The sequence below is a fragment of the Mesorhizobium jarvisii genome, assembly GCF_003601985.1.
GTDB lineage: Bacteria > Pseudomonadota > Alphaproteobacteria > Rhizobiales > Rhizobiaceae > Mesorhizobium > Mesorhizobium jarvisii.
Map to the genome: position 1 here is coordinate 94,259 of NZ_QZXA01000010.1, position 16,553 is coordinate 110,811.

The 16,553-nt window shown below is 61.9% G+C and carries 18 protein-coding genes; 17 read left to right on the forward strand and 1 reads right to left on the reverse strand.

Annotation, left to right across the window (positions count from 1 at the left end):
- Positions 1 to 4: 4 nt before the first annotated feature.
- From D3242_RS24495 to tgt, 4 genes are read left to right on the forward strand one after another with little or no spacing between them, the layout of a single operon-like run.
- Positions 5 to 454 (forward strand): DMT family transporter, encoded by a 450-nt coding sequence (locus D3242_RS24495; RefSeq protein WP_019858280.1) that lies wholly within the window; start codon positions 5 to 7, stop codon positions 452 to 454.
- Positions 454 to 1,539 carry a tRNA preQ1(34) S-adenosylmethionine ribosyltransferase-isomerase QueA gene (gene queA / locus D3242_RS24500; RefSeq protein ID WP_064985629.1) on the forward strand — a complete coding sequence of 362 codons (1,086 nt, stop codon included), beginning with the start codon at positions 454 to 456 and terminating at the stop codon, positions 1,537 to 1,539. Before D3242_RS24495 ends, queA begins: the two co-directional genes overlap by 1 nt.
- Positions 1,532 to 1,801 (forward strand): hypothetical protein, encoded by a 270-nt coding sequence (locus tag D3242_RS24505; protein WP_064985627.1) that lies wholly within the window; start codon positions 1,532 to 1,534, stop codon positions 1,799 to 1,801. The genes queA and D3242_RS24505 overlap by 8 nt, the downstream gene beginning before the upstream one ends.
- Positions 1,794 to 2,924 (forward strand): tRNA guanosine(34) transglycosylase Tgt, encoded by a 1,131-nt coding sequence (tgt, locus tag D3242_RS24510; protein WP_064985625.1) that lies wholly within the window; start codon positions 1,794 to 1,796, stop codon positions 2,922 to 2,924. The genes D3242_RS24505 and tgt overlap by 8 nt, the downstream gene beginning before the upstream one ends.
- Before the next feature lie 4 nt (positions 2,925 to 2,928).
- Here the strand turns inward: tgt and D3242_RS24515 are convergent, their stop codons facing one another.
- Positions 2,929 to 3,348, reverse strand: coding sequence for a DUF4864 domain-containing protein (locus D3242_RS24515; RefSeq protein ID WP_027046864.1), 420 nt, complete (start codon positions 3,346 to 3,348; stop codon positions 2,929 to 2,931).
- 253 nt (positions 3,349 to 3,601) lie between these two features.
- Between D3242_RS24515 and D3242_RS24520 the strand changes: the two genes are divergently transcribed.
- From D3242_RS24520 to D3242_RS24580, 13 genes are all read left to right on the forward strand, one after another.
- The gene (locus D3242_RS24520; protein ID WP_010909609.1) at positions 3,602 to 3,838 is read left to right on the forward strand and encodes an Lrp/AsnC family transcriptional regulator; all 237 of its coding nucleotides are present in this window, start codon (positions 3,602 to 3,604) and stop codon (positions 3,836 to 3,838) included.
- Positions 3,839 to 4,008: 170 nt separating this feature from the next.
- A complete protein-coding gene (locus D3242_RS24525; protein WP_064985746.1) occupies positions 4,009 to 5,421 on the forward strand; it encodes a circularly permuted type 2 ATP-grasp protein in 1,413 nt (470 codons plus the stop codon).
- Between the two features lie 132 nt (positions 5,422 to 5,553).
- The gene (locus D3242_RS24530) at positions 5,554 to 6,495 is read left to right on the forward strand and encodes an alpha-E domain-containing protein (RefSeq protein WP_038646939.1); all 942 of its coding nucleotides are present in this window, start codon (positions 5,554 to 5,556) and stop codon (positions 6,493 to 6,495) included.
- A gap of 7 nt (positions 6,496 to 6,502) precedes the next feature.
- Entirely contained in the window at positions 6,503 to 7,294 is a 792-nt protein-coding gene (locus tag D3242_RS24535) for a transglutaminase family protein (protein WP_019858274.1), read from the forward strand.
- A gap of 31 nt (positions 7,295 to 7,325) precedes the next feature.
- A complete protein-coding gene (locus D3242_RS24540) occupies positions 7,326 to 8,057 on the forward strand; it encodes a proteasome-type protease (protein WP_019858273.1) in 732 nt (243 codons plus the stop codon).
- A gap of 208 nt (positions 8,058 to 8,265) precedes the next feature.
- On the forward strand, positions 8,266 to 9,678 hold the full coding sequence (locus tag D3242_RS24545; RefSeq protein ID WP_064985623.1) for a pyridoxal phosphate-dependent decarboxylase family protein: 1,413 nt from the start codon (positions 8,266 to 8,268) through the stop codon (positions 9,676 to 9,678).
- Between the two features lie 126 nt (positions 9,679 to 9,804).
- Positions 9,805 to 10,572, forward strand: coding sequence for a DeoR/GlpR family DNA-binding transcription regulator (locus D3242_RS24550; RefSeq protein ID WP_010909603.1), 768 nt, complete (start codon positions 9,805 to 9,807; stop codon positions 10,570 to 10,572).
- Between the two features lie 127 nt (positions 10,573 to 10,699).
- A complete protein-coding gene (gene glpD / locus D3242_RS24555; RefSeq protein WP_019858268.1) occupies positions 10,700 to 12,226 on the forward strand; it encodes a glycerol-3-phosphate dehydrogenase in 1,527 nt (508 codons plus the stop codon).
- A 42-nt stretch (positions 12,227 to 12,268) separates the two neighbouring features.
- Complete coding sequence (locus D3242_RS24560) at positions 12,269 to 13,348, forward strand: ABC transporter ATP-binding protein (RefSeq protein WP_019858266.1); 1,080 nt, start codon at positions 12,269 to 12,271, stop codon at positions 13,346 to 13,348.
- Positions 13,349 to 13,358: 10 nt separating this feature from the next.
- Entirely contained in the window at positions 13,359 to 14,423 is a 1,065-nt protein-coding gene (locus D3242_RS24565) for an ABC transporter ATP-binding protein (protein WP_064985621.1), read from the forward strand.
- Complete coding sequence (locus D3242_RS24570) at positions 14,424 to 15,290, forward strand: carbohydrate ABC transporter permease (RefSeq protein WP_019858264.1); 867 nt, start codon at positions 14,424 to 14,426, stop codon at positions 15,288 to 15,290.
- 37 nt (positions 15,291 to 15,327) lie between these two features.
- Complete coding sequence (locus D3242_RS24575) at positions 15,328 to 16,209, forward strand: carbohydrate ABC transporter permease (protein ID WP_394811856.1); 882 nt, start codon at positions 15,328 to 15,330, stop codon at positions 16,207 to 16,209.
- Between the two features lie 2 nt (positions 16,210 to 16,211).
- Complete coding sequence (locus D3242_RS24580) at positions 16,212 to 16,499, forward strand: DUF2160 domain-containing protein (RefSeq protein WP_064985619.1); 288 nt, start codon at positions 16,212 to 16,214, stop codon at positions 16,497 to 16,499.
- Positions 16,500 to 16,553: the final 54 nt, after the last annotated feature.

Genomic DNA, 16,553 nt, shown 5'->3' on the forward strand with positions numbered 1-16,553 from the left:
GACAATGATGGGCGTCGTCTGGTCGCTTCTCGGCATCCTGTCCGGCGCCTTCATTGCCATTCAGGCACCGATCAATTCGCAGCTGGCGCGCGGCCTGGGTCTCCCGGTCGCGGCGGCTGCATTCTCGTTTCTGTCTGGCGCGATCGTGCTCGGCATCATCGCCGTTACGGTGATGAAGCTACAAAGCATTTCGCTCGACTGGAAGGCGCCGGCGCCCTGGCTGTTCGTTGTCGGCGGCATGCTCGGCGGCTTCTATGTCACTCTTTCCACAATCCTGACGCCGCGCATCGGCGCCGCTGCGCTGATGGCGTTCCTGGTGGCCGGCCAGTTGCTCGCCGGCATGCTCATCGACCGCATCGGCTTCCTCGGTGTCGCGGTGCGTGAAATTTCGCTCGGCCGTGTCGCCGGCGCGGTGCTGCTCTTGGCCGGAGCGCTGCTTATCCGGCTCTACTGATGCGCGTTGATCTCTTCGACTTCGACCTGCCGGAGGAGCGTATCGCGCTTCGCCCCACCGAGCCACGCGACAGCGCCAAGATGCTCGTGGTCAGACAGGGGGAGGCGCTTGATGACCGCACAGTCGGCGACCTGCCATCCCTGCTCAGAGCCGGCGACGTGCTGGTGTTCAACGACACCAAGGTCATTCCGGCGCAGCTCAAAGGCATAAGGCGGCGCGGCGATGCACAGGCGCAAGTCGAGGCCACGCTGCATATGCGCGTGGCGCCGGACCGGTGGCTCGCCTTCATGCGGCCGGGTAAGCGCATTGCCGCCGGCGACCGCATCCATTTCGGCCATGACGGCAATTCCTGCTTCCTCGGCCAACTCGATGCCACGGTGATCGAGAAGGGCGAGGGCGGCGAGGCCTTGCTTGGCTTCGACCTGTCGGGGCCGTTCCTCGACGAGGCGCTGCATACCGTCGGCCACATTCCGCTGCCGCCCTACATCGCCTCGAAGCGTGATGATGACGAGCGCGACCGTGCCGACTACCAGACGATTTATGCAAGGGAGGAAGGAGCGGTTGCCGCGCCCACCGCTGGCCTGCATTTCACGCCGGAGCTTTTTGCGGCTCTTGACGCCAAAGGCGTCGAGCGCCACTTCGTGACCTTGCATGTCGGCGCCGGGACGTTCCTGCCGGTCAAGGCCGACGATACCGCCGACCACAAGATGCATGCCGAGATCGGTTCGGTCAGCCGGGAAACAGCCAATGCGCTGAACGCGGCCAAGGCGAGGGGCGGGCGCATCATCGCCGTCGGCACGACCTCGCTACGCCTGCTGGAGAGTGCGGCGCGCGAGGACGATACGGTGCCTGCGTGGTCGGGTCCGACCGACATCTTCATCACGCCCGGCTATCGCTTTCGCACCGCCGACATGCTGATGACCAATTTCCACTTGCCGCGCTCGACGCTGTTCATGTTGGTTTCGGCCTTCAGCGGCCTCGATACGATGCGCGCCGCCTATGCGCATGCCATCGCGAACCGCTACAGGTTTTACTCCTATGGAGACGCAAGCCTGCTGTATCGACCGGAGATGAGCGATGGATGATGACCTGCAGACCCTTGATCGCGATGCCCTGATTGCCGAGGTGAAGAAACTGCGCGCCGGCATTCGCGCGCATCGCGACACGTCAGGCCATGATCTCTGCTGGCATCACCCCGATCTGTGGGATCTGCTGCCTGAAAAGACCGAGCCGTCGATCGCCGTTCCGCCCTGGCCTAAATTCATGCGCGGCTGCATCCAATATCGGCAGTCGCTCGACAGACAGGCGCCTGACGCGCCGACCCACGACAAGGAATTCAATGGCTAAGCCGTTCAGCTTCAAGGTCCTTGCCATCGACGGCAAGGCGCGGCGCGGTGTCATCGACATGCCGCGCGGCGAAATCCGCACGCCCGCCTTCATGCCGGTCGGCACCGGCGGCACCGTCAAGACCATGTATATGGACCAGGTGCGTGGCGTCGGCGCCGACATCATCCTGGGCAACACCTATCACCTGATGCTGCGGCCCGGCGCCGAGCGTGTCGCGCGGCTTGGCGGATTGCATGAATTCGCCCGCTGGCCGCATCCGATCCTGACCGACAGCGGCGGTTTCCAGGTGATGTCGCTGTCGAAGCTCAGGAAACTGACCGAAAAAGGTGTCACCTTCCGCTCGCATATCGATGGCGCGCCCTACGAAATGTCGCCGGAGCGCTCGATCGAGATCCAGGGCCTGCTCGATTCCGACATCCAGATGCAACTCGACGAATGCACGGCACTGCCGGCCGAGATGAAGGAGATCGAGCGCGCCATGGAACTGTCGCTGCGCTGGGCCGAGCGCTGCAAGACGGCATTCGGTGACCAGCCGGGCAAGGCGATGTTCGGCATCGTGCAGGGCGGTGACAATGCAGCACTTCGAGTGCGTTCGGCGCAGGCGCTGAGCGCGATGGGCTTGAAGGGCTATGCGGTTGGCGGCCTGGCGGTCGGCGAGCCGCAAGCGGTGATGCTCGAAATGCTCGACATCACCTGTCCCGAACTGCCCGCGGACAAGCCACGCTATCTCATGGGTGTCGGCACGCCTGACGATATCCTGAAATCGGTGGCGCGCGGCATCGATATGTTCGACTGCGTGATGCCGACGCGAGCCGGCCGGCACGGCCTGGCCTACACCAGGCGCGGCAAGGTCAATCTGCGCAACGCTCGCCATGCCGACGACCCGCGCCCGCTGGACGAGGAAAGCGATTGTCCCGCGGCGCGCGATTATTCGCGCGCCTATCTGCACCATCTGGTGCGCTCGCAGGAGGCGCTGGGCGCTATGCTGCTCACCTGGAACAACCTGTCCTACTATCAGAAGCTGATGCAGGACATTCGCGCTGCGATCGAGACCGGCAGCTTCGAGGCGCGTGGAGCCGAGATATCAGAGGGCTGGGCGAGGGGCGATATACCGGTCCTGTAGAACCTCAGGTGCTTAGCGAGTTGGATGCGCGCAGGCTGCAGCCAGTGATCTGGAACGTGCCGTCGGGCTGCTGCTGCAGCGTATAGACCGCCTCGTAATCCTTGCCGTCGGGTCCGACGATCAGCACCTGCTGGATAATCGAGCCCGGACCTGTCTGCTCGACCTTGCCGAAGGCATAGGACTGTGGCTTGCGCACCGGCGGGTAGCCATTGGTCACCATGTTCATGAAGGCATCGACGGTCGGGAACACCTGCTTCACGTTCGGGGCGGCAAAGCTGTAGGCCTTGGCGCCGTCATCGGCCAGCAGCGCCTTCAACTGACCGTCGATGACGGCCTGGCCTGCCTTGATTTCGGCATCGCCGGCAAAGGCCGAGGATATGAAGAGGAATGGAATGACTGCGAATGCGAAAAAAGCGCGGCGCATGGCCTGTCTCCGTTGTCCCTCGGAATGATCCCTCAAAAATGATGTCCGAACACGCACGATAACATACGCTTGGCGGTGCATCCCGGTTTCACCGATTGCGAATATTCGCCACCGGAATGTCATGCCTGTTGCGGAGCTGCGCGAGGCCGTGGCCAGGGGCCGCGCCGGCTAAGTGCGGATTCCAGTGCTTGAAAGGCCGCCTCCAGTCTGCCAGAAGGGCCGCTTGGACTTGGACGTTTAGCGGGACGAAGCCATGAAGGCGTTTTTCGTGCAGATCAAATGCGAGTTAGGCAAATCCTATGAGGTTGCCAGCGCGCTTGCCGATGCCGAGATCGCTTCGGAAATCTATTCCACCGCCGGCAATTACGACCTGCTCGCCAAATTCTATGTCGATGACGAGGAAGACGTCGGCCATTTCGTCAACGAGAAGGTGCAGATTCTCCCCGGCATCAAGGACACGTTTACGGTCGTCACCTTCCGCGCCTTCTAGCCGGAAATGCATTTGCCCGGGCACGAGGCAAAGCCTGATCAAGGTCGTATTTCGACTGCCTCAATTTTAGGCAGCTGCAACATACTGATCGTCCGCATCTCCCAAATCACCGATTGCGCTTGATTTTATTCGGCGACGCCAGTGAAATGGCGTCACAGGGGAGTATGCGATTGGCAGCGTTCGATGAAATGCTTCCGGAAGTTTCCGGATTGAGAAGACCGTATTCGGCTTATGATCGCTGGCTGAAGGAGCAGGATCCAGCCAGACTTACCGAGAAGATGCAGGACGCCGAACGCGTCTTCCGCAAGACCGGCATCACCTTCGCCGTCTATGGCGAGCAGGAGGCCTCCGAGCGGCTGATCCCCTTCGACATCGTTCCACGCATCATTTCAGGCAACGAGTGGCGGCGCCTGACGCAAGGCATCGAGCAGCGGGTGCAGGCGCTGAACGCCTTCCTCGACGACATTTACCATCGGCAGGAGATCCTGCGTGCCGGCCGCGTTCCCCGGGACCTCATCGCCAAGAACGAGGCGTTCTTGCCGGAGATGATCGGGGTGCGGCCGCCAGCCGGCGTCTACACCCACATCATCGGCGTCGATATCGTGCGCATCAGCGAGGACGAGTTCTACGTGCTGGAGGACAATGCGCGCACTCCGTCCGGTGTCTCCTACATGCTGGAGAACCGCGAGACGATGATGCAGCTGTTCCCCGAGCTGTTTCAGAAGATCAAGGTGCGGCCGGTGGAGAACTACCCGCAACTGCTGCGCCAGTCGCTGGCGGCGGTTCGGCCGCAAACCACCAAGGGCGCGCCGACCATTGCCGTGCTGACGCCCGGCAGTTTCAATTCCGCCTATTTCGAGCATGCCTTCCTTGCCGACCAGATGGGCGTGCAACTGGTCGAGGGCCAGGATCTGCGGGTCGTCGACGGCCATGTCGCGATGCGCACGACCGAGGGCTACAAGCAGATCGACGTGCTCTACCGCCGCGTCGACGATTCCTTCCTGGACCCGCTGACCTTCCGGCCGGATTCGGCCCTCGGCATACCCGGCATCATGGATGTCTATCGCGCCGGCAACATCACCATCGCCAATGCGCCGGGAACCGGTATCGCCGACGACAAGGCGATCTATTCCTACATGCCCGAGATCGTCGAATTCTACACCGGCCGCAAGGCGATCCTCGGCAACATCCCGACCTGGCGCTGTTCGGAGGAGGACAGCCTGAAATATGTGCTCGAGCACATCCACGAACTGGTGATCAAGGAAGTGCACGGCTCCGGCGGCTACGGCATGCTGGTCGGACCGGCGGCGACCAAGAATGAGTGCGAGGCCTTCGCCAAGAAACTGGCGGCGAAGCCTTCGAACTATATCGCCCAGCCGACACTGGCGCTGTCGACCTGCCCGATCTTGACCGACAAGGGACTGGCGCCGCGCCACGTCGACCTCAGGCCCTACGTGCTGGTTTCCGACCGCATCCAGATCGTGCCCGGCGGCCTGACGCGCGTGGCTTTGAAGGAAGGCTCTCTGGTCGTGAACTCGTCGCAGGGCGGCGGAACGAAAGATACCTGGGTGTTGGATGATTGAAGTGAGTGAGTAGGAATAGTCAGTAGTGAGTAGTCAGCTGTCGAGGGAAGCGCATGCCATATTTCATTGAAGTTCAACTATTTACTACGGACTACTCACTATTCCCTACTCACTAACCCGAAGGGCCTCCCCATGCTTCTCGGCCGCACCGCCAACGGGCTCTACTGGATGAACCGCTATATCGAGCGGGCCGAAAACATGGCGCGGCTGGTCGATGCCGGCCTGCGCATGGCGCTGACCCGCACGCAAAGCGCGTCGGAGGAATGGAATTCCGTGCTGCTCAGCGCCGGCTCCGACGTCGCCTTCAAGCAGAAGTATTCGGACTATACGGCCGCCGATGTCGCTGATTTCCTTTTGCGCGACACCTCGAATCCGTCGAGCACCATGTCGTCGATCGAAACGGCCCGCAACAATGCCCGCATGGTGCGCACGGCACTGACGCGCGAGACTTGGGAAAGCATCAACGAAGCCTGGATGTCACTAAAGCGGATGCTGGCGAGGCCAATCGACGAGCGCGACCTGCCAAGCGTGCTCGATGCCATCAAGCGCGAGACGGCGCTGATCCGCGGCTCGTTCTACGGCACCATGCTGCGCAACGAGATTTTCGACTTCTCGCAGCTCGGCACCTATGTCGAGCGCGCCGACAACACGGCGCGCATCCTCGACGTGAAGTACTACGTGCTGTTGCCGTCGATCTCCTGGGTCGGCTCGACACTCGACAATTATCAATGGGAATCGATCCTGCGCTCGGTGTCGGCGCATCGTTCCTACCGCTGGGTCTATGATGCGGACTACAAGCCGACCAACATCGCCGACTACCTGATCCTCAACGTGCGCATGCCGCGTTCGCTGACCTTCTGCTACCGCTTCCTGTCCGAGCACCTGAAGTTCCTCGGCGACGATTACGGCGAACGTCATGCCTGCCACGCGACGGCGGAGAAAACGCAAGCCATGCTGAGGGCCGGGTCGATCAAGGATATATTCGACGCAGGCCTGCATGAGTTCCTTGCCGGGTTCATTCGCGACAACACCCGGCTCGGCGACGAGATCGCGCAGGATTACCGGTTTTATTGAGGAAGCCATGAGGCTCAAGATCACCCACCGGACCGAATACCGCTACGATGCGCCGGTGCAATATCTGCTGCAGCGGCTGCGGCTGCTGCCGGTGAGCGGGCAGACGCAGACGGTGCTGTCCTGGTCGCTGAAGGTCGAAGGAGCGCGCGAGGAAGTGCGGTTTACCGATCACTACGGCAACGACACAAGGCTGCTGAGTGTCGAGGGCGACCACGATTTCATCACGGTCGAGGCGTCCGGCGAGGTGGTGACGCGCGATACGTCAGGCGTTTGCGGGTCGCATCAGGGCTTTGCGCCGCTGTGGCTGTTCGCGCAGGAAACGCCCTTGACCACCATCGGTGGCGGCATCCGTAAGCTAGCCGAAGCGGTCGGCCCGGGAACCGACATCGAAAGGCTGCACCGGCTGATGGCCATGATCGGCGAGCGCGTCGCCTACACGCCAGGCACCACAAATGCGGCCACACCGGCCGAAGAGGCGCTGGCGCTGAAGACCGGGGTTTGCCAGGACCATAGCCATATCTTTGCCGCCGCCGCGCGCGCCATGGGATTTCCGTCGCGCTACGTTTCTGGCTATCTGATGATGGATTCTGTCGAGCAGGCGGCAAGCCATGCCTGGGCCGAAGCGCATGTTCCGGGTCTCGGCTGGGTTGCCTTCGATCCCGCCAACGGTATTTCTCCCGACGAACGCTATGTGAAGGTGGCAACCGGCCGCGACTACCGCGACGCCTCACCGGTGTCGGGAATTCGACTGGGACAGGCGCAAGAACGGCTTGCGGTCACCGTCACGGTAGAGCAGTAATCCGGCAAGGATTAGTGCCAGAAGAGATTCCATGACCTATTGCGTCGGCCTGAAGATCGATCGCGGGCTCGTGTTCATGTCGGACACGCGCACCAATGCCGGCATGGATTCGATCTCGACCTTCAAGAAGATGCATGTCTGGGAACAGCCCGGCGAGCGCGTCATCGTCTTGATGTCGGCCGGCAATCTGGCGACGACTCAGGCCGTCGTCAGCCTGCTTGACGAGCGCACCAAAGCGGTGACCGACCGCCACGAGAAACTGCTCGAAACGCCATCGATGTACCAGACGGTGCGGCTGGTCGGTGATACGGTGAAAGAGGTGATCGCGCAGGCATCACCCGCCGGCGAGAAGGCCGATTCTTATTTCAACGCCTCCTTCATCCTGGGCGGCCAGATCCTGGGCAGTCCGCCGCGGCTGTTCATGATCTATCCCGAGGGCAACTTCATCGAATCGACCGACGACACGCCGTTCTTCCAGATCGGCGAGACCAAGTACGGCAAGCCGATCATCATCCGCGCCTATGAGCGCACGATGAGCCTTGCCGAGACGGTGAAGCTGCTTCTGGTGTCGTTCGATTCGACACTCAAGTCGAACCTGTCGGTCGGCTTGCCGCTCGACCTGCTGTTCCTGGAGAAGGATTCCTTCAAGGTCGGCCTGAAGAAGCGGATCGGCCAGGACGACCAATATTATCGCACCATCTCCGATGGCTGGTCGAATGCGCTGAAGAGCGCCTTTGCCAGCCTGCCGGATTTTCCGGGGTGATGTATGTCGCCCAAAAGTCCCGGTTTCGGGGGAACGACATGCACAAGAACAAGGATCTAAAGCGCATCGCTTGGATCCGATCAAGCGATGCGCTTTAGGGCGCTTGCGGTAGCTGCCGGCGCTTGCATCTATTTCACATGTTAATTATTGATGAATCTGAGAGCCGGGCGAAGAGTGCCGGCATTGCATTCGTGTCGGGGAGGACAGGATGAACAATGACGAGTTCCGGCAGTGGTCGCGGCGTGCCGCCGACTGGGGCGCCGATTATCGCAATTCATTGCGCGACCGGCCGGTGCGGCCGCTGGTCGAGCCGGGCGACATTTTCAAGAGCATTGAAGCCTCGCCGCCCGAAGACGCCGAGCCGATGGACAGGATCTTCGCCGACTTCGAAGAGAAGATCGTGCCGGGCATGACGCATTGGCAGCACCCGCGCTTCTTCGCCTATTTCCCGGCCAATGCGGCGCCGGTTTCGGTGGTGGCTGAGTATCTCGTCTCCGCAATGGCCGCGCAGTGCATGCTTTGGCAGACCTCGCCGGCGGCGACCGAACTCGAGACCCGCACCGTCGACTGGATGCGCCAGGCACTTGGCCTTCCCGAAGGATTTTCCGGCGTCATCCAGGATTCGGCCTCGTCGGCGACACTCAATGCCGTGCTGACCATGCGCGAGCGGGCGCTGGACTGGCAAGGCAACAAAAAGGGGTTGGCCGGGCAGGGGCGGCTGCGCATCTATTCCTCGGATCAGGTGCACACGTCGATCGACCGGTCGATCTGGGTGTCGGGCATCGGCGAAGACAATCTTGTGCGCATTCCCGTCGATGGCCGCTTTCGCGCCATGGATGCGGCAGCACTCGAGGCGGCGATTGTCGCCGATCGCGAGGCCGGCATGCTGCCCGCCGGCATTATCGCCAGCGTTGGCGGTACCAGCACGGGCGGCACCGACGATGTCGCTGCTGTCGCCGCGGTGGCCAAACGCCACGGGCTCTATCTGCATGTCGACGCCGCCTGGGCCGGATCGGCGATGATCTGCCCCGAATTTCGCCATTTCTGGGCCGGTGTCGAACTGGCCGATTCCATCGTCTTCAACCCGCATAAATGGCTCGGCGCCCAATTCGATTGCTCGATGCAGTTCATCCGCCAGCCGGAGGATCTTGTTCGCACCCTGGCGATCAAGCCCGAATTCCTGAAGACGCATGGCCGTGACGGCATCATCAACTATTCCGAATGGTCGGTGCCGCTCGGCCGGCGCTTCCGCGCCCTGAAACTGTGGTTCCTGCTGCGCGCCCACGGGCTGGAAAACCTGCGCGCCATGATCCGCAACCATGTCGCCTGGAGCGAGGGTATTGCCGCGCGGCTGGCAAGGGAGCCGGATTTCGAGATCGTCAGCGAACCGATGCTGTCGCTGTTTTCGTTCCGGCACAGGGCGCCCCCGAGCGCCGATGCCGACGCGCACAATCTGCGGCTGGTCAATGCGATCAACGACGATGGCCGCATTTACCTGACGCAGACGAGGGTCGACGGGCAGGTGGCAATCCGCTTCCAGGTCGGCCAGTTCGAGGCGACCGCTAGCGATGTCGATGCGGCTTTTGCCGTCATCACCGAAATCGCGCGTGGCATGGTCTGACCGGCCAATACTGGATTGCGCTGGAGTTCGCCTTTGCAATCAGGTGATTTCCATTAGCCGGCTTATGCCTTTTCATTGCTTTCGTTTTCGGCTATAGACAAGAAAAACGAAAACGGGAGGTCGCCCATGTATCTGTCGCCACGCCATGCCGAGATCATCCAGATGGCCAAGGACCATGGCCGCGTGCTGGTCGACGATCTGGCCACGCATTTCAACGTGACGCCGCAGACCATTCGCAAGGATCTCAACGATCTCTGCGACCAACGTCTGCTTTCGCGCATCCATGGCGGCGCATTGTTCCCGTCCGGTATCGAGAACATGGAGTATGAGGCGAGGCGCAAGATCGCCGCGGACGAGAAGGAGGCGATCGGCCGCGCGGCGGCAAGGCTGATCCCCGACAACGCCTCGCTGTTCATCAACATCGGCACCACGACGGAAGCGGTCAGCAAGGCGTTGCTCGACCACAACGGCCTGATGGTGATCACCAATAATATCAATGTTGCCAATAGGATGCGTATATATCCTTCGATCGAGGTGGTGATTGCCGGCGGGGTGGTGCGCGGTTCCGATGGTGGCGTCGTCGGCGAGGCAGCGGTCGATTTCATCAGGCAGTTCAAGGTCGACTACGCCGTTATCGGCGCCTCGGCCATCGACCATGACGGCGCCTTGCTCGACTTCGATTTTCGCGAGGTGAAGGTGGCGCAGGCGATCATTGCCAATGCCAGGCATGTGATTCTGGTCTCCGACCAGACCAAGTTCGAGCGCACGGCGCCGGTGCGTATCGGTCACCTGTCGCAGGTCAACACCTTCATCACCGACCGCTGCGACATCCCCTCGGTGCGCAAGATCTGCCAGGAGGCCGAGGTTCAGCTGATCGAGACGTCGCTGGGGTGAGGCCCTTTCACGATCGTCTCACGGGTTTGTTATATTTCGTTTGACATTCGTTATGAGTTCGAAATAATTCCGCCACGGTTTCGCAAAAGACCAAAAATGGTGCAATGCGAAATCGTGGAGGAGTTAAGTGGACACGTCTTCAGTCCGGGATATTTTCGTCATAGGTGGCGGTATCAACGGTTGCGGCATAGCCCGCGATGCCGTTGGGCGCGGGTTTTCGGTTTTTCTCGCCGAGATGAACGACCTCGCCAGCGGAACCTCCTCCGGTTCCACCAAGCTGATCCATGGCGGCCTGCGCTATCTCGAATTCTACGAGTTCCGCCTTGTGCGCGAGGCGCTGATGGAGCGCGAGGTTCTGTGGAAGAACGCGCCGCACATCATCTGGCCGATGCGCTTTGTGCTGCCCTATGCCAAGGGGCTGCGCCCGGCCTGGCTGATCAGGCTCGGCCTGTTCCTGTACGACCACATTGGCGGGCGCAAATTGCTGCCGGCGACCAGGACGCTCGACATGGCGAGCGATCCGGCGGGCAAGCCTTTGAAGCCGTTGTTCAAAAAGGCGTTCGAATATTCCGACGGCTGGGTCAACGATGCGCGGCTGGTGGCGCTCAACGCACGCGATGCCGCTGATCGCGGTGCAACGATCCGGACCCGCACGAAGGTGGTCGGCGCGCGTCGCGAAAACGGCCTTTGGACAATCAAGATCGAGAACCTGCAGAGCGGCGAGACGGAAGAGATCAAGGCGCGGCTGCTGGTCAATGCCGCCGGACCGTGGGTCGATCATGTGCTTTCCGGTGTCGTCGGCCTCAACGATGTGCACAATGTCCGCCTGGTGCAGGGCAGCCATATCGTCATCGCCAAGAAGTTCGACGATCCGCGCGCCTATTTCTTCCAGAACAAGGATGGCCGCATCATTTTCGCCATTCCCTACGAGGACGAGTTCACGCTGATCGGCACCACCGACCGGGATTATCCCGGCGATCCGCACGATGTGAAGATCAGCGACACCGAGATCGATTATCTCTGCGCCGCGGCCAGCGAGTATTTCGCGCAACCCGTCAAGCGCTCCGACATCGTCTGGACCTATTCGGCCGTGCGCCCGCTCTATGACGACGGCGCCTCCAAGGCGCAGGAAGCGACGCGCGACTATGTGCTGAAGGCCGATGGCGGCGAGGGTGCAGCTCCGATCGTCAATGCGTTCGGCGGCAAGATCACCACCTACCGCCGGCTGTCGGAATCGATGCTGGAGAAGATCGAAGGTTTTCTCGGCAAGCGCGGCAAGCCGTGGACATCGGACGCGCCGTTGCCGGGCGGCGACTTCCCGGCGACCGGGTTCGACGCGCAAGTGGCGAAGCTTAAGACAGCCTATCCTTTCCTCGATGCGCGTCTCGCCCGCCGACTGACCCGGCTTTACGGGACGCGGGCTCAGCGTCTGCTTGGTCTTGCCAAGTCGAATGCCGAGCTCGGCCGCAATTTCGGCGGCGATCTCTATGAGGCCGAAGTGCGCTATCTCGTTGAAAATGAATGGGCCGTCACATCAGAGGATGTACTGTGGCGCCGCACCAAGCGCGGCCTGCATCTCAACCGCGAGCAGGTGGCGGCACTCGATGAATTCATGCGCGGCATAAGCCGGCGGCATGTCGCGGCCGCCGAATGAAGAGGGTCTTGAGCTGATGCGGAAAGCCTGGGAGGAGGCGTCATGCTTGAACTGAGGAACGTCACCAAGACGGTCGGTGCGGTCGAGCACGTACGCGATGTGTCGCTGACGCTTCAGCATGGCTCGCTCAACGTCCTGCTCGGGCCGACGCTTTCCGGCAAGACCAGCCTGATGCGGCTGATGGCAGGTCTCGATGTGCCGACCTCCGGCTCGGTCTGGTTCGACGGCCACGATGTCACCGGCATGCCGGTGCAGAAGCGCAAGATCGCGATGGTCTACCAGCAGTTCATCAACTATCCGGCGATGACCGTCTATGAGAACATCGCTTCGCCGCTCCGGGTGGCCGGCGGGGAGCAAGGCAAGATCGACAGCCAGGTGCGCGAGGCCGCGGCGCTGCTGAAGCTGACGCCCTATCTCGACCGCACGCCGCTCAGCCTGTCGGGCGGCCAGCAGCAGCGCACCGCGCTGGCGCGCGCCATCGTCAAGAATGCCAGCCTGGTGTTGCTCGACGAGCCGCTCGCCAATCTCGACTACAAATTGCGCGAGGAGTTGCGGGCCGAACTGCCGAGGATCTTCGCCGCCGCCGGCACCATCTTCGTCTACGCCACGACCGAACCGCACGAGGCGCTGCTGCTCGGCGGCAATACGGCAACGCTGTCGGAAGGCCGCATCACGCAGTTCGGACCGACCATCGACGTCTTCCGCAAGCCGGTCGACCTGGTGACGGCCAGGACCTTCGCTGATCCGCCGCTCAACACCATCGTGCTGGCCAAGAAGGGCGTCGACTTCCTGCTCGAAGGCGGGGTGAAGCTGCCGGTGCCGCCCGAACTCGTCGGCATCGCCGACGGCAATTACACGATCGGCTTCCAGCCGCACCATCTGTCGCTCGAACGGCCCAACGCCGGCGCCGTGCCTGTGCGGGCCAAGGTCACCATCACGGAAATCACCGGGTCGGAGAGCTTCATCCATCTCGATTTTGCCGACGTGCGCTGGGTCATGCTGACCCACGGCATCAGGGATTTCGAGACCGACGAAGTGGTCGAGGTGTTTATCGATCCGCGTCACATCATGGTCTTCGACGAGCACGGCCGCGCCGTGACCGCGCCGAAGCTGGCGGCTTGAGGAGAGCGATATGGCGCGCATCGACGTCAACCATGTCAGGCATTCCTACCTGCCGAACCCGCAGAAGGATGCCGATTTCGCGCTCAGGGAAGTGCACCACACATTCGAGGATGGCGGCGCCTATGCGCTGCTCGGTCCATCCGGCTGCGGCAAGACCACGCTGCTCAACATCATTTCGGGCCTGCTGCACCCCTCGCACGGCCAGTTGCTGTTCAACGGCAGGGACGTGACCAATCTGTCGACGCAGGAACGCAACATCGCGCAGGTGTTCCAGTTTCCGGTCATCTACGACACCATGACCGTCTACGACAATCTGGCCTTCCCGCTGCGCAACCGCGGCGTGCCGGAGGCCGATGTCGACCGCAAGGTGCGCGAGACGCTGGAGATGATCGACCTGGCGTCCTGGGCCAGGAAGAAGGCGAGGGGCCTGACCGCTGACCAGAAGCAGAAGATCTCGCTCGGCCGCGGCCTGGTGCGCTCCGACGTCAACGCCATTCTGTTCGACGAGCCGCTCACCGTTATCGATCCGCATATGAAATGGGTGCTGCGCTCACAGTTGAAGCAGCTTCACCGCCGCTTCGGCTACACTATGGTCTACGTCACCCATGACCAGACCGAGGCGCTGACCTTCGCCGACCAGGTCGTGGTCATGTATGATGGCGGCATCGTCCAGATCGGCACACCGGCCGAACTGTTCGAACGGCCGCGCCACACCTTCGTCGGCTATTTCATAGGCTCGCCGGGCATGAACGTCATGCCGGTGGGGATCGACGGCAAGACGGCGACGCTTGGCTCGCAGCGGATCGAACTGCCCGGAGCCCCCAAAGCCTCCGGCGCCGTCGAACTCGGCATCCGCCCCGAATATGTGCGGCTCGGCCGTGACGGCATGGCCGTCTCGATCAGCAAGGTCGAGGATCTCGGCCGCCACAAGGTGGTTCGCGCCAAGCTGGAGGGGCGCGACATCGCTGCCGTCATCGGCGAGGACGAGACCGTGCCAGCCGAACCGAAGGTGCGGTTCGATCCGGCCGGCATCAACATCTATGCCGATTCCTGGCGCGTCGAGATGGGGGCATAGATGGACAAGACCTGGAACAACAAGGCCTGGTTCCTCGTGCTGCCGGTGCTGGTGCTGGTGGCATTCACCGCCGTCATCCCGCTGATGACGGTGGTCAACTATTCGGTGCAGGACACGTTCGGCAACAATGTCTTCACCTGGGCCGGCACCGAGTGGTTCGAGGAACTGCTGTCGTCCAGCCGCTTCTGGGAGGCGATGGTCCGCAACCTGATCTTTTCCTTCATCATCCTGGCGATCGAGGTGCCGCTCGGCATCTTCATCGCGCTCAACATGCCGAAGAAGGGCTGGGGCGTGCCGGTCTGCCTTGTGCTGATGTCACTGCCGCTGCTCATTCCGTGGAACGTCGTCGGCACCATCTGGCAGGTGTTCGGACGCAACGACATCGGGCTGATGGGCTATTACCTCAACGCGCTCGGCATCGACTACAATTACGTGCAGGATCCGTTCGATGCCTGGGTGACGATCATCGTCATGGATGTCTGGCACTGGACCAGCCTCGTGGTGCTGCTCTGCTACGCCGGACTGGTCTCGATCCCGGATGCCTTCTACCAGGCGGCCAAGATCGACGGGGCCTCGCGCTGGGCGGTGTTCCGCTACATCCAGCTGCCGAAGATGCAGCGCGTGCTTCTGATCGCCGTGCTGCTGCGCTTCATGGACAGTTTCATGATCTACACCGAACCCTTCGTCGTCACCGGCGGCGGGCCGGGCAACTCGACGACCTTCCTGTCGATCGACCTCGTCAAGACGGCCCTCGGCCAGTTCGACCTTGGTCCGGCAGCGGCCATGTCGCTCGTCTACTTCCTCATCATCCTGTTGTTGTCGTGGGTGTTCTACACCGTGATGACCAACTACGACGCGGAGCGCTGAAATGGCTGGCGCCAATGAACGAACCGAGCGCAATGCGATGAACGGGACTGCCTCGGAAAGTCTCGCCGGTACGCTGTCGCAGAGCGATCTCGACAGGCGCATGCGCCGGCGCGGCGAGGAATCGCGCTGGTGGTGGATCGTGCCGACGCTCTACATCATCGTACTTTTGCTGCCGATCTACTGGCTCATCAATATGAGCTTCAAGACCAATGCCGAGATCGTCAACTCGATGACGCTCTACCCGCACGCGCCGACAATCGCCAACTACGTCACCATCTTCACCGAGAAGGCCTGGTACTCCGGCTACATCAATTCGATCACCTATGTGGTCATGAACATGGTGATTTCGGTATCGGTGGCGCTGCCGGCGGCCTATGCCTTCTCGCGCTACCGCTTCCTTGGCGACAAACATCTGTTCTTCTGGCTGCTGACCAACCGCATGGCGCCGCCGGCGGTGTTCGCACTGCCGTTCTTCCAACTCTACTCGGCCTTCGGGCTGATCGACACGCATATCGCTGTGGCGCTGGCGCATTGCCTGTTCAACGTGCCCTTGGCGGTGTGGATCCTCGAGGGCTTCATGTCGGGCGTGCCGAAGGAAATCGACGAGACCGCCTATATCGACGGCTATTCCTTCCCGCGCTTCTTCGTAAAAATCTTCATGCCGCTGATCGCGAGCGGCATCGGTGTCGCCTGCTTCTTCTGCTTCATGTTCTCGTGGGTCGAATTGCTGATCGCACGCACGCTGACGACCACCGATGCCAAGCCGATCGCCGCCACGATGACGCGCACCGTTTCGGCCGCGGGCATGGACTGGGGCCTGCTCGCCGCCGCCGGCGTCTTGACGCTGATCCCCGGCGCGCTCGTCATCTGGTTCGTGCGAAATTATATCGCCAAGGGCTTTGCCCTGGGGAGGGTGTGATCATGAACCTGGATCTCTCCTGGATGGCGTGGACGTGGCCGACGGCCGCTTTTTTTGGCGTCATCGCCCTGCTGCTGGTTGGCATGGGCGCCTGGGAATACGCCTCGCCGGGCGGCAATCCGCGCGTCGGCGTGCTGCGCTTTGAGACAACGCGCGGCGACCGCTTGTTCCTGTCGCTGCTTGGCAGCGCCTTTATTCATCTCGCTTGGCTGGGTCTCGTTGGATCCAACCTGTGGTGGGCTCTCGCTCTCTCCGTGGTCTACGCCATTGGCGTGTTCCGCTACGTATAGAGGGGGAAACTGTTGGAGCGGCCGCGTGCCGGCGACCGCTCCAGATCGCACTTG